This window comes from Arthrobacter saudimassiliensis, from assembly GCF_059090665.1.
Map to the genome: position 1 here is coordinate 773,319 of NZ_JBNHFX010000002.1, position 12,473 is coordinate 785,791.

At 71.6% G+C, this 12,473-nt stretch carries 15 protein-coding genes; 6 read left to right on the forward strand and 9 right to left on the reverse strand.

Going from position 1 to position 12,473, the window contains the following annotated elements; genetic code table 11:
• Positions 1–61 precede the first annotated feature (61 nt).
• The 4 genes from AC5RV6_RS10765 to fabF all read left to right on the forward strand — a co-directional run bounded on the left by AC5RV6_RS10765 (position 62) and on the right by fabF (position 3,727).
• On the forward strand, positions 62–1,015 hold the full coding sequence (locus AC5RV6_RS10765; protein ID WP_494007289.1) for an ACP S-malonyltransferase: 954 nt from the start codon (positions 62–64) through the stop codon (positions 1,013–1,015).
• On the forward strand, positions 1,012–2,073 hold the full coding sequence (locus tag AC5RV6_RS10770; RefSeq protein ID WP_494007290.1) for a beta-ketoacyl-ACP synthase III: 1,062 nt from the start codon (positions 1,012–1,014) through the stop codon (positions 2,071–2,073). Before AC5RV6_RS10765 ends, AC5RV6_RS10770 begins: the two co-directional genes overlap by 4 nt.
• Before the next feature lie 84 nt (positions 2,074–2,157).
• Complete coding sequence (locus tag AC5RV6_RS10775) at positions 2,158–2,403, forward strand: acyl carrier protein (protein WP_494007291.1); 246 nt, start codon at positions 2,158–2,160, stop codon at positions 2,401–2,403.
• A gap of 88 nt (positions 2,404–2,491) precedes the next feature.
• Positions 2,492–3,727: a beta-ketoacyl-ACP synthase II gene (gene fabF / locus AC5RV6_RS10780; protein WP_494007292.1), complete on the forward strand. Its 1,236-nt coding sequence runs from the start codon at positions 2,492–2,494 to the stop codon at positions 3,725–3,727.
• A 157-nt stretch (positions 3,728–3,884) separates the two neighbouring features.
• Here the strand turns inward: fabF and AC5RV6_RS10785 are convergent, their stop codons facing one another.
• The 6 genes from AC5RV6_RS10785 to AC5RV6_RS10810 form a co-directional block, all read right to left on the reverse strand.
• Complete coding sequence (locus AC5RV6_RS10785; protein WP_494007293.1) at positions 3,885–4,388, reverse strand: DUF3145 domain-containing protein; 504 nt, start codon at positions 4,386–4,388, stop codon at positions 3,885–3,887.
• Between the two features lie 248 nt (positions 4,389–4,636).
• Positions 4,637–5,587, reverse strand: coding sequence for a tyrosine-type recombinase/integrase (locus AC5RV6_RS10790; protein WP_494007294.1), 951 nt, complete (start codon positions 5,585–5,587; stop codon positions 4,637–4,639).
• Positions 5,584–6,270 carry a methylated-DNA--[protein]-cysteine S-methyltransferase gene (locus AC5RV6_RS10795; RefSeq protein WP_494007295.1) on the reverse strand — a complete coding sequence of 229 codons (687 nt, stop codon included), beginning with the start codon at positions 6,268–6,270 and terminating at the stop codon, positions 5,584–5,586. Before AC5RV6_RS10795 ends, AC5RV6_RS10790 begins: the two co-directional genes overlap by 4 nt.
• A 32-nt stretch (positions 6,271–6,302) precedes the next feature.
• Positions 6,303–7,502: a DNA-processing protein DprA gene (dprA, locus tag AC5RV6_RS10800; protein ID WP_494007296.1), complete on the reverse strand. Its 1,200-nt coding sequence runs from the start codon at positions 7,500–7,502 to the stop codon at positions 6,303–6,305.
• Positions 7,499–9,058, reverse strand: coding sequence for a YifB family Mg chelatase-like AAA ATPase (locus tag AC5RV6_RS10805; protein ID WP_494007297.1), 1,560 nt, complete (start codon positions 9,056–9,058; stop codon positions 7,499–7,501). The genes dprA and AC5RV6_RS10805 overlap by 4 nt, the downstream gene beginning before the upstream one ends.
• Positions 9,055–9,414 carry a YraN family protein gene (locus AC5RV6_RS10810; RefSeq protein ID WP_494007298.1) on the reverse strand — a complete coding sequence of 120 codons (360 nt, stop codon included), beginning with the start codon at positions 9,412–9,414 and terminating at the stop codon, positions 9,055–9,057. Before AC5RV6_RS10810 ends, AC5RV6_RS10805 begins: the two co-directional genes overlap by 4 nt.
• Positions 9,415–9,592: 178 nt before the next feature.
• Here AC5RV6_RS10810 and AC5RV6_RS10815 point away from each other — a divergent pair, with 178 nt between their 5' ends.
• Positions 9,593–10,006 carry a hypothetical protein gene (locus AC5RV6_RS10815; protein WP_494007299.1) on the forward strand — a complete coding sequence of 138 codons (414 nt, stop codon included), beginning with the start codon at positions 9,593–9,595 and terminating at the stop codon, positions 10,004–10,006.
• Here the strand turns inward: AC5RV6_RS10815 and AC5RV6_RS10820 are convergent.
• Positions 9,997–10,623, reverse strand: a complete 627-nt coding sequence (locus AC5RV6_RS10820; protein WP_494007300.1) for a 2'-5' RNA ligase family protein — start codon at positions 10,621–10,623, stop codon at positions 9,997–9,999. The two genes, AC5RV6_RS10815 and AC5RV6_RS10820, sit on opposite strands and share 10 nt — an antisense overlap.
• Before the next feature lie 81 nt (positions 10,624–10,704).
• Between AC5RV6_RS10820 and AC5RV6_RS10825 the strand changes: the two genes are divergently transcribed.
• A complete protein-coding gene (locus AC5RV6_RS10825; protein ID WP_494007301.1) occupies positions 10,705–11,319 on the forward strand; it encodes a GNAT family N-acetyltransferase in 615 nt (204 codons plus the stop codon).
• Here AC5RV6_RS10825 and AC5RV6_RS10830 read toward each other — a convergent pair.
• Together AC5RV6_RS10830 and rnhB are read right to left on the reverse strand one after the other, a co-directional pair.
• The gene (locus AC5RV6_RS10830; protein WP_494007302.1) at positions 11,288–11,611 is read right to left on the reverse strand and encodes a DUF2469 domain-containing protein; all 324 of its coding nucleotides are present in this window, start codon (positions 11,609–11,611) and stop codon (positions 11,288–11,290) included. The genes AC5RV6_RS10825 and AC5RV6_RS10830 overlap by 32 nt on opposite strands.
• A complete protein-coding gene (gene rnhB / locus AC5RV6_RS10835) occupies positions 11,608–12,468 on the reverse strand; it encodes a ribonuclease HII (protein ID WP_494007406.1) in 861 nt (286 codons plus the stop codon). The genes AC5RV6_RS10830 and rnhB overlap by 4 nt, the downstream gene beginning before the upstream one ends.
• Positions 12,469–12,473: the final 5 nt, after the last annotated feature.

A 12,473-nucleotide genomic window follows, 5' to 3' on the forward strand; every position in this document is an offset into this window, starting at 1 on the left:
CCGACAGCTTGGTCTGACGAAACACACCGGTTCCGCCCCCCGCTTTGGAAAGCTTGGATACGTGCTCGCTATCACCTGCCCCGGACAGGGCGCCCAGACTCCCGGCTTCCTCGCGCCCTGGCTTGAACTGCCCGGCGTGCGGGAGCACCTCGAACGGCTCAGCGACCTTGCCGGGCTCAACCTGGTGGCCCACGGCACCGTCTCCGACGAGGAGACAATCAAGGACACCGCCGTCGCCCAGCCGCTGATCGTCGCGGCCGGCCTCGTCGCGGCCCGGCTGCTCCTGGAGCCCGCCGCGCTGACCGCCGCCACCATCGTCGCCGGCCACTCGGTGGGCGAGATCACCGCCTCCGCCGTCGCCGGTGCCCTCAGCGAAGACGACGCCATGGCCTTTGTCCGCGAACGTGCCGGCGCGATGGCCCGCGCCGCAGCCGCCGTCCCCACCGGCATGAGCGCCGTCCTGGGCGGAGATCCCGCGGAGGTCACCGCCGTCCTGCAGGACCTGGGCCTCACCGCCGCCAACGCCAACGGCGGCGGACAGACCGTGGCCGCCGGCACCCTGGACCAGCTGGCCGCCCTGGCGGAGAACCCGCCGGCCAAGGCACGGGTGATCCCGTTGAAGGTCGCCGGCGCCTTCCACACCGCCCACATGGCGCCCGCCCTCGCCGCCCTCGACGCCCTGCGCCCGAGCCTGGCGCCGGCCGATCCGCTGCCCACCCTGCTCTCGAACTACGACGGCGCGCCGGTCACCTCCGGCGCAGCCAACCTCGACAGCCTGATTGCCCAGGTCTCCCGCCCCGTGCGCTGGGACCTGTGCATGGATACCATGGCCGCCACCGGCATCACCGGCCTGATCGAGCTTCCCCCGGCCGGCACCCTCACCGGGCTCGCCCGCCGCGGGCTCAAGGGCGTGCCGACGCTGGCCCTGAAGACCCCAGAAGACCTCGACGCCGCCCGCGCCTTCGTGGCCGAGCACGCCGGGGCGGCAGCAACAACCGGAGAAGGTATCGCGTGAGCACGCCCGTCCTGAAGCAGTCCCCCACCCGCGAGCACAGCCGGATTCACGGCCTCGGCGCCTACCGGCCCGACGTCATCGTCAGCAACGAAGACGTCTGCCAGTGGATCGAGTCCTCCGACGAGTGGATCCGCCAGCGCACCGGGATCATCACCCGCCACCGGGCGGACAAGGGCACCTCCGTCATCGACATGGCCGAGGCGGCCGCACGCGAGGCGCTGGACCACGCAGGCATCGAGGCCTCGCAGCTGGGCGCCGTGCTGGTGTCCACGGTCACCCACCCCTACGCCACCCCCTCCGCGGCCGCAGAGCTGACCGACCGGCTCGGCGCCACCCCGGCCCCGGCCTACGACGTCTCCGCCGCCTGCGCCGGCTACTGCTACGGCATCGCCCAGGCCGACGCCCTGGTCCGCTCCGGCGCCGCCGAGTATGTCCTGGTGGTCGGCGTCGAGAAGCTCTCGGACTTCATCGACAACACCGAGCGCACCATTTCCTTCCTGCTGGGCGACGGCGCGGGCGCCGTCGTCGTCGGCCCCTCCGACACCCCGGGCATCGGCCCGTCCGTGTGGGGTTCCGACGGCGGGAAGTCCGGCGCGATCGGCATGACGCATTCCATGCTGGACATCCGCGCGCTTTCGCTCGCCGCCGAGGCCGACGGGGGCCTCACCCCCGATGCGCTCTCCGAAGGACCGGCCAAGCTCTGGCCCACCCTCCGCCAGGACGGCCAGACCGTTTTCCGCTGGGCCGTGTGGGAAATGGCGAAGGCCGCCCAGCAGGCCCTGGACGCGGCCGGCATCGAGGCCTCCGACCTGGCCGCGTTCGTACCGCACCAGGCGAACATGCGCATCATCGACGAGCTCGCCAAGCAGCTGAAGCTGCCGGACACCGTGGTGATCGCCCGCGACATCGCCGACGCCGGCAACACCTCCGCAGCGTCGATTCCGCTGGCCACGCACCGCCTGCTGAAGGAAAACCCGGAGCTCAGCGGCAAGCTGTCCCTGCAGATCGGCTTCGGCGCCGGCCTGGTGTTCGGCGCGCAGGTCGTCGTCCTGCCCTGACGCAGCACCCACAGACCCCCACCGCCTGCGGCGGTTGGACCCGGCCGGTACCCACCGGCACCACCGAAAGGAAAAGGAGCCCCCATGGCTAGCAACGAAGAAATCCTGGCCGGCCTGGCCGAGATCGTCAACGAAGAGACCGGCCTGGACCCCGCGTCCGTGGAGCTGGACAAGTCCTTCACCGATGACCTGGACATCGACTCCATCTCCATGATGACCATCGTGGTCAACGCCGAGGAGAAGTTCGGCGTGCGCATTCCCGACGAAGAGGTCAAGAACCTCAAGACCGTTGGCGACGCCGTGGAGTTCATCAACAACGCCCAGTCCTGACCGAGGGCGGCCGCTGCCGCGGCAGCGGCCGTTCCCCGGCCCGGATTCCGGGTCTTCACAGCAGCAACCCGTCCCGAAAGAGGAAAACATGGCCCGCAAAGTTCTCATCACCGGTCTCGGCGCCACCACGCCGATCGGCGGCGATGTCCCGACCCTGTGGAAGAACGCGCTCAAGGGCGTGCCCGGTGCCAGGACCCTCGAGGATGACTGGGTTGAGCAGTACAGCCTGCCGGTGACCTTCGCCGCCCGCGTCTCCACCCCCGCCTCCGAGGTGCTGTCCAAGGTGGAGGCCAAGCGCATGGACCCCTCCACCCAGTTCGCCGTCGTCGCCGCGCGCGAGGCCTGGGCCGACGCCGGCATCAGCGACGTGGATCCCGAACGCCTCGGCGTCACCTTCGCCACCGGCATCGGCGGAGTATGGACCCTGCTGGATGCCTGGGACACGCTCCGCGAGAAGGGCCCCCGCCGGGTGCTGCCGATGACCGTGCCCATGCTGATGCCCAACGGGCCCGCGGCGGCCGTGTCCCTGGACCTGGGCGCCCGCGCCGCGGCCCAGACCCCGGTCTCCGCCTGCGCCTCCGGCACCGAGGCCCTGGCCCAGGCGCTGGAGCTGATCCGCTCCGGGAAGGCCGACGTCGTCGTCGCCGGCGGCGCGGAAGCCGCCATCCACCCCATGCCGCTGGCCGCCTTCTCCTCCATGCAGGCGCTGTCCCGCCGCAACGACGATCCCGAGCGTGCCTCGCGCCCCTACGACACCGACCGCGACGGCTTCGTCATGGGCGAGGGCGCCGGTGCCCTGGTGCTGGAGTCCGAGGAGCACGCCAAGGCCCGCGGCGCCCGCGTGTACGCCGAGCTGGCCGGCGCGTCCGTGACCGCCGATGCGTACCACATCACCGCCCCCGACCCCGAAGGCCTCGGTGCCACCCGTGCCCTCAAGGCCGCCCTGTTCGACGCCCGGGCGCAGGCGGAGGACGTGGTCCACGTCAACGCCCACGCCACCTCCACCCCGGTCGGCGACAAGCCGGAGTACACGGCCCTGAAGGCCGCCCTGGGCGCCCACGTGGATAATGTGGCGGTCTCCGCCACCAAGTCCCAGACGGGCCACCTGCTGGGTGCCTCCGGCGCCGTCGAGGCGGTGCTGACCACGCTGGCCATCTACGAGCGCCAGGCCCCGGCGACGATCAACCTGGAGAACCAGGATCCGGAGATCCCGCTCGACGTCGTGACCTCCGCCCGCGGCCTGCCCGCCGGCGACATCGTGGCGCTGAGCAACTCCTTCGGCTTCGGCGGGCACAATGCCGTCGCCGTGATGCGCAGCCACTGACGCAGACACGACAGCAAAGGGCCGGGCCCCGTCCAGGAATGGACGGGGCCCGGCCCTTTGCTATGGATTCAGCTGCTGCGGTTCCGCCCCTCGCCAGGTCAATGCTCTCGGGGCGTCCCGGTCAGCGCCCGGCGCATCTCACCAGGCACGGTGCCGGTCAGCCGACCTGATGCAGCCAGCGCACCGGGGCGCCGTCGGCTGCGTGGCGGAAGGGCTCCAGTTCGTCGTCCCAGGCCTCGCCCAGCGCCAGTGACAGTTCGTGATAAACGGCCGCGGGATCGCCGGCCCCCGCCTCGTAGGCGTACCGGATCCGGTCCTCGGAGACCATGATGTTGCCGTGCACGTCGGTGGTGGCATGGAAGATGCCCAGCTCGGGGGTGTGGGACCAGCGGCTGCCGTCGGCGCCGGGGCTGGCCTCCTCGGTGACTTCGTAGCGCAGGTGCGCCCAGCCGCGCAGCGCGGAGGCGAGCAGCGATCCGGTGCCCTGCGGCCCCTGCCAGGCCACCTCGGCCCGGACCATCCCGGGCGCGGCGGGCTGCGGGGACCACTTTAGGTCCGTCCTCTTTTCGACGACGGACCCGATTGCCCATTCAATATGCGGGCACAGAGCAGAAGGCGCCGAGTGGATGAACAGCATCCCATGCGCCATCACAACAGACATTCCATCCTCCATAGCTGTAGGTGCGTCTTCCCCAACGACCTGCAGACTCCGCGGAGGGCGGATTCCGTGTGCTTTTCGTGCCTTTGTTCCTGCGGTACTGCGGTTGATCCGGATGCGGCTGACAGATCAGCCCGAACTAAGCATCATTGTGCCGCAAGTTACCTGATTGTGCCAATGAACGCCGCCGGAGCAGGGTGGCATTCGGGGCTGCCGGGAACAGTGGGACAGGTGATGCCCAATGATGTCGGTCAGGCGCGGGGATGCGCCTGCCGGTAGCTGTCCCGCAGCCGGTCCACCGAGACGTGGGTGTAGAGCTGGGTGGTGGCCAGGGAGGTGTGGCCGAGGATCTCCTGCACCGCCCGCAGGTCGGCACCGCCGTCGAGCAGATGGGTGGCCGCCGAGTGGCGCAGGGCGTGCGGGCCGGTGGCGGCGGTGTCTCCGAGCGCTTCGAACAGTCCGGCGACGACGCTTCGTACCTGGCGCTGGTCGACGCGCCGGCCGCGCCGTCCCAGGAAGAGGGCCGGGCCGCTGTCGCCGGTGGCCAGCTGCGGACGGCCGCGGCGCAGCCAGTCGTCGACGGCCATGGCTGCCGGCAGCCCGTACGGCACGGTGCGTTCCTTGTCGCCTTTGCCGATCACGCGGAGGGTCCGGCGGTCGGGGTTGAAGTCGTCGACGTCGAGGCCGGCGAGTTCGCCGACCCGGATGCCCGTGGCGTAGAGCAGCTCCACCATGGCCCGGTCCCGGACAGCAACCGCATCGCCGTCCTTGGCGGCGGCCGCGAGCCGGTCGAACAGGTCTTCAAGCTGGACGGGCCGCAGTACGGACGGGAGGGTCTTTTCGCGTTTGGGGGCCTTCAGCCGCAGCCCGGGGTCGGTCTCGAGCAGTTCCTCGCGGACGGCCCAGGCGGTGAAGGCCCGCGCGGTGGCCGCACGGCGGGCGAGCGTGGCCCGTGACTGCCCGGCGGCGCTGAGCTCCCCCAGCCAGCTGCGCAGCACGCCGAGGTCCAGGTCCTTCAGGCGTCGCACCCCTGCGCTCCGGGCGTGCTCGAGCAGCTGCACCAGGTCGGACTCATACGCCCGCACCGTGTGGTCGGAGTGTCCGCGCTCGGCCGCCTGGTAGCTGCGGAATCCCCGCACGGCCGAGCTGAACTCCTCCGGCCACCCGGCCGCTTCGCCCGCTTTCTCCGGTTCTGCGCTCACCCCCTCACTCTAACCGCCGCCTCCGACATCCCCTCGGGCTCAAAAGCCTTCTCCGGCGTCGTCGCCATCTTTGTCGCCGTTGGCGTTGACGTCGGCGTCGTGGGGGCGGGCACGGCCATGCGGCTGCCCGCGGAGCGGCAGGCCTGGCGTGCGTCTCCCGCCGGGCCCTCCGGCTTGTCGTGCTCATGCGCGGCGAGGTGGGCCGCCTCGTGTTCGAGGAGGAAGAGCTTGGAGTTGAGCCCGCCCGTGTATCCGGTGAGGTTGCCGCGGGAGCCCACCACACGGTGGGTGGGAATGATGATGTTGAGCGGGTTCCGGGCCAGGGCCACGCCGACGCTGCGGGCCTTGGCGGCGTCCCCCAGCTGCACCGCCAGGTCCTTGTAGGAGATCCGCCAGCCGTAGGAGATTCGCTGCACCGCGTCCCAGACGTCCCGTTGGAAGGCCGTGCCGTGAACCGTCATCGGCAGCCTGAACCCACAGCGGCTGCCTTCGAAATACTGCAGCAGCTGCACCTCGGCGTCCTCCAGGACCTCGGCGTCGTACCCTTCAACGGCGTTGAGGCCGACCGGGGTGCCCAGCCCGGAGGCCTCCGGCGGGCCGGGCAGGACGGCGGTCAGCCGGCCCTCGTCGGCGACGAGGGTCAGAATGCCGAGCGGACTGAGCATGAGTCGGTGGCATCGCATGATGGTTTCCTTCCGGTTGGTGTATCGGTTCATTACCGCCGCCGCCAGGCGTCGGGGGCGCTGCGTTCGGCCAGCCCGGATACCTCCAGCCGTCCCAGGCCGGCGCGGACCGCGGCCGGGGGCAGCCCGGCCACGGCGGCGAGTTTTTCGACAGTGGAGCCGGCACGGACCGGAAGGGCGTCGAGCAGCAGGATGTCCTCGACCGCCAGCCCGTCGTGGGCAGCTGCCTGGACCTGGGGTTCCGGCGCCGCCCTGGCGCCCACCGGGCCGGCGAGTTCCCTTAGTTCCCGGCTGTCGGTAATGCACACCGCGCTGCCGTCACGCAGCAGCCGGTGGCAGCCCGCGGAGTTGGCCGAGTACACCGACCCGGGCACCGCCGCCACGGCCCGGCCCAGCCCGGCCGCGTGGTGAGCCGTGTTCAGCGCCCCGGACCGCCAGCGGGCCTCGGCGACCACGGTGACGGAACAGAGGGCGGCGATGATGCGGTTGCGCTGCAGGAAACGCCAGCGGGTGGGAGCTGAGCCGGGCGGCACTTCGGAGATCAGCAGTCCCTGGGCGGCGACTGCACGCAGCAGATCTTCGTTTCCGGCGGGATAGAACCGGTCCGTCCCGCAGGCCATGACGGCGAGCGTGGCCGGGCGGCGTCCGCCTCCGGCTGCGAGCGCGGCACGGTGGGCATGCGCGTCGATCCCGTACGCACCGCCGGACACCACGGTCCACCCGCTGGCCACCAGGCCGGCGGCGAGATCCCCGGCCACCGTGGCTCCGTATCCGGTGCAGTCCCTCGAACCCACGATGGCGGCCATCCGTTCCGGGCCCGGGATGGGCTGCTCGGACGCTCCGCGCACCCACAGGCACAGGGGTGCCGCCAGTTCCAGGTCGTCCAGGGCCGCGGGCCAGTCCTCATCCTCCGGAATCAGGAGCCTGCCGCCGGCGCGGCGGGCGAGCGCCAGGTCACGCTCGGGCGCCAGGTCAGGCACCCTGGGGCGCCAACGTTCGAGGGCCGTCTCCAGGAATCCGGTGCGGGCGGCGATGCCGTGGGCAGCCAGGACGTCATGGAGCAGCTCCCGGACTGCCGCTGAAGCCCGGATCCGGCCGCTGGCGATGCCCAGCGCCTCCTGGGGTCCGGCAGCCGCCACCAGCGCGGCACCGACGTTGTCGCAGGGCTCGAAGAGCCTGGACAGCCCCGCCCGGGCTGTTGCCGGATCGATGGCAGTGGGGTGTCCGTTCATGGAGTCTTCACCTGCTGCCGGAGGGACAGTGCCTGCCCGACGTCGTCGGCATCGGGCATGTCGTGCCCGGCCAGATCCGCAACGGTCCAGGCGAGGCGGAGCACGCGGTCATATCCGCGGGCGGTCAGCGCCCCGTTGTCCAGCGCCCGGTCCACCACGGACAGCACCGCTCCCGGAGGACGGAGCTTTCCCCGCAGGACGGCCCCGGGGACCTCCGCGTTGCTGGCACTGCCCCAGCGGGCAAGGCGGTTCTGCTGCCGCGCCCGGGCCGCGGCCACCCGGGCCGCGACGTCGCGGCTGCTTTCGGCCGCTCCCGGGTTCGCGAACTCCCTGAGCCCGACCCGTTCGACTCCCAGCTGGATGTCCACCCGGTCCAGCAGCGGCCCGGAGAGCCGGGAGAAGTAGCGGCGGCGCTGGAGGGAGGTGCAGGTGCAGTCCCGTCCCCGGCCGCCGCCCTTGCCGCAGGGACAGGGGTTGGCCGCCAGGACCAGCTGGAAGCGTGCCGGATAGACCGCAGTACCTGCCGACCGGTGCAGGACCAGGCGTCCGCTCTCCAGCGGCTGCCGCAAAGCGTCGAGCACCCGCCGCTCATACTCGGGGGCCTCGTCCAGGAAGAGCACACCCCGGTGGGCCCGGGACGCGGCGCCCGGGCGGGGCATTCCGCTGCCGCCGCCGATCACCGCGGCCATGCTCGCGCCGTGGTGCGGAGCTTCGAAGGGCGGGCGGCGGAGCAGGAAGTTGCAGGCAGCCCTGCCGTCGAGGGAATGGATGGCGGTGACCTCCATCGCCTGGGCGTCGTCCAGGTCGGGGAGGATGCCGGGCAGCCGTTCCGCCAGCATCGTCTTTCCCGCCCCGGGCGGCCCGGTCAGGAGCAGGTGGTGTCCGCCGGCGGCGGCCACCTCGACCGCGAACCGGGCTTCGTTCTGCCCTGCGATGTCCGCCAGGTCCTTCTCCGTCGCCGATCCCGGTGCCTGTGGTTCCTCCGATTCCGCCTGTTCCGGCCCCGATGCCGGGGCCGGCAGCGGCCTGGGATAGAGCAGCCCGGCCGGGTCGGCCCCGAAGGACCGCGCCACCTCCGCCAGACAGTCGTAGCCGCGGACCTCGCAGCCGGGTACCAGCGCCGCTTCCTCCCTGTTCCTGCTGCTGACCACCACCCGGGTAAACCCCTCGGCGGCGGCAGCCATAACCGACGGCAGTACTCCGCGCACGGGCTGCAGCCGGCCGTCCAGGCCGAGTTCCCCGATGAACACGGTGCGGCCGGGGTCCGGGAGGTCTCCGGCCGCTGCGAGGGCCGCCATCACTATGGCGAGGTCAAATCCCGAACCGCGCTTGTGCAGGTCGGCGGGCATCAGATTGACCGTGAGCTTTCGGCGGCTCAACGGCAGGCCCGAGTTCCGCGCTGCTGAACGGACCCGATCCCTTGCCTCGTTCAGGGCCGCGTCGGGCAGGCCCAGCAGGACGAACGCCGGCAGCGACTGTCCGATGTCCGCCTCGACCTCGACGATCCGCCCTTCCAGGCCCACCAGTCCCACGGCGTAGGCCCGGCCGATGCTCATTCCCCGACCCCTTTCAGGTGCTCAATGACCGGTGCCCCGGTTCCGTCGTCGAGGACGGACACCGCATCGACCCGCCGCGTCAGGTTCCGGCAGCCGTGTTCACGCGCGTACTCCGCCCCGAGCAGCTGAAGGCGGCGCAGCTTGGCCTCGTCTATCGCTTCAAAGGGATGCCCGAAGGCCAGCGAGGAACGGGTCTTCACCTCGGCGATGACCAGCGTCGGCCCGTCCAGGGCCACGACGTCGATCTCTCCGCTCGGGCACCGCCAGTTGCGTGCAACGATCTGCAGCCCGGCACCTACGAGGTACTCGGCGGCCAGGTCCTCGCCTCGGCTGCCCAACAGGTCTTTGGCTTTCATGGGCCCATCCTGCAGGCCTGCCCCATACTCCGCGCCGCGGCGATGGGACTGTGTGGACTGCTCCGGCCGCTCCGCACCTGTGGAGGAGCACCCACGGCTCGGAAGGGACCACAGCCGCGGGCGCCGACGTATCCTTCCTCCAACGGAGGAACTGCGCCAAAGCCGGGAAGGAGGGTCGGTGCCTGAACGTACAGCGGCTGTCGCCACGGACGCACGTCGTGTCTTCTGCGTCCTCGGGGCCACCGCGTCGGTCCTTGGCCTCGCCGTCGGGCTGCTGCTGGCCGGCGGGGCCACCGGTGTCCGGACCGGACTCATGGTCATGGCTTGGGCCGCAGCGGGTGCCCTGATCTGGACGGCGGCCGCCTGGCTTCCTGCCTGGCGCCGCCTCGCCGCCGAATCCCTGCCAGCCGTATTCCGTCTCGCCGTGATGGCCGGCGTCGGCGCGTTGACGGCCGTTCCGGCGGCGCTGGTCGAGCTGCTCCTGGCCGGCCGGCCGATCGTGGTCTGGTTCTTCGTGGGAGTCTTCGGACTTCTGACCGGGCTGCTGGGGGCAGCCGTGCTGTCCCTGCTGGCCACTCATCGTCAGCGGTAGAGCACCGGCATCGGTTCCAGGGTCACCGGTTCCAGCGGCGGCAGCGCCGGCGGTGCACCGTTCCAGCCGCGGGCCAGAGTGATGTGGGGGCGCAGCCGGGCGGCGTGCCGGAAGTTCGCGTCGCCGGCGGTGAAGGCGGCAGCGTCCTGCACCCCGCAGCGGCGCAGGAACCGCGCCAGGACGGCGTGCAGCTCGGCGTGCACCGCCAGCAGCTCCGGCACGGGCCGGTACTCGACGACCACAACCCGCCCGCCCGGTCCAAAGCCTGCAATGCCGGCCGGGTCAAGGCTGAAGCTGCCTTCCGGCAGCACGGCCCGGGTGGCCTGCAGGTACTCCCCCAGCGCGGCCAGGAACACCTCCTCCTCCAGCCCCGGCAGCGCGGCCCGCAGCACCGCCTGCACGTCCCGCACCTTGCCGAAGTGGATCAGGGTCAGGTGCAGGCGCGCCGCACTGACCAGCCGAAGGCCGTGTCCGCGCGGCAGCGCCTCCTGCAGGGTGCGCAGGTGTGCCAGCGAGGCGGCGTCGGGGCGCATCTGCGCATAGATGCGGGGATCTGACCCCAGGAGGCTGCGCAGCCCGTCCCCGGGGGCCGGCCCGCCGTCGTCTGTTGTCGTCATCCGCGCATCCTCCGCATTGTTCCGCCGTCACAGCCGGCGGCGCACGCGCCGGTGCGCCCGCGTGTGCACTACCGTAGCTGCATGCCCTTCGAGATCCCCGAACTGCGCGACGGCGCCCTGCTGCTGCGCGCCCACACCGCGGCGGACGCCGACGCCGTCTACGCCCGCTCCATCGATCCCCTGACCATCGAGTGGACCACGGTGCCGCTGGAGTACACGCATCAGATGGCCCTGGATTTCATCGCCACCGTCGCCCGGCCACGCCAGGACATGATCGTCTGGGCGCTCGACGTGGACGGGGACTGCGCCGGCACCCTTGATCTGCGCTGGCACGGTGCGGGCGTGGGCAGCCTCGGGTTCGCCACTTCCCCCGGATTCCGCGGCCAGGGGCTGATGAGCCGGGCGGTCGGGCTCGCGCTGGATTACGCCTTCGGCCCGCTCGGCTGGCAGGAGGTCGGCTGGAGCGCCAACCCGGGCAACGTGGGCTCCTACAAGACGGTGTGGCGGAACGGTTTCCCGCTGCCGGTGCTGGTGCCCGGGCTGATCAGCCACCGCGGCAGCCGGATCGACGGATGGACCTCCTCGATCACCGCCGACGCGCCGCGGGCGCCCCGGCTGCCGTGGGAGCAGGCGCAGGCGCTGCTGCTGGGCAACGCGCTGGAACCTAGCCCAGCTCGTCCGCCTTGGGCAGGGTGAGGTCGTCGTTGCGGGTCAGTTCCTCGACGTTGACGTCCTTGAAGGTGATCACCCGGACGCTCTTCACGAATCGGGCGGAACGGTAGACGTCCCACACCCAGGCGTCCTGCAGGGTCAGGTCGAAGTAGATCTCGCCGTCTGCCGAGCGGGCCTGCAGGTCGACGTTGTTCGCCAGGTAGAACCGTCGCTCGGTCTCGACCACGTAGCTGAAGAGGTTCACTACGTCGCGGTACTCCCGGTAGAGCTGCAGCTCCATGTCCGTCTCGTAGTTCTCAAGGTCTTCGGCACTCATAGCTCTATCATCCCCCCGGGCTGAAGCTCGTCCACCCCGTATCCGTCGTCGGGCTCCGCTGCGGCGGCGGGCCGCGGCGTCCCGCCAAGCCTCCACGATAGCCGGTGCAGCGGCGAGGGCCCGCCCGCCTCGAGCGCCGCGCGGTGCGCGTCGGTGGCATAGCCCTTATTCTCGTGCCATCCGAACTGCGGATATTCCCGCGCATACTCCAGCATCATCGAATCCCGGGCCACCTTGGCCAGGACGCTGGCGGCCGCCACACTGAGGCAGGACAGATCGGCCTTGATCCGGGTATGCACCGGCGCCTCGCAGGGCAGCGCGGGTTCGGCGGGAACCGGGTGGGTGATGGTTCCGCGTCCGACGCCGGGCGCGTCCAGGCCGGCAGGCAGGCCGGCGTCGTCCAGGTCGTCGAACAGGCTGGCCTGCGCCGGGGAGAGCCAGTTGTAGTTGCCGTCCAGGAGGACGACGTCGGGCGTCAGCTCAGCGCAGACCTGGGCCCAGGCGCGGGTCCCGGCCAGCCGGAGCGCGCCGGTGAGCCCCAGCCGGTCGATTTCGGCGGCGGAGGCGTGCCCGACGCCGGACGCCGCGGCCCAGGCCCGAATCCGCGGCACCAGCGCCACGCGGTCCGCAGGGGCAAGCAGCTTGGAGTCCTTCACCCCCTTCAGCGGCTTGACGGTGGCAATGTCCACGGCGACCATGCCGACGGTGACCGGGCCGGCCAGGGCGCCGCGGCCGACCTCGTCGCAGCCGGCCAGGATGCGGTAGCCGGCCTCGGCGTAGGTCCGCTCGTGGCGGAGCGTGGGCCCGGCAGGGCGGCGCCGGGCGGTGCCGGCGGTCCGGCGGGGCGCGGCAGGCACGGTGG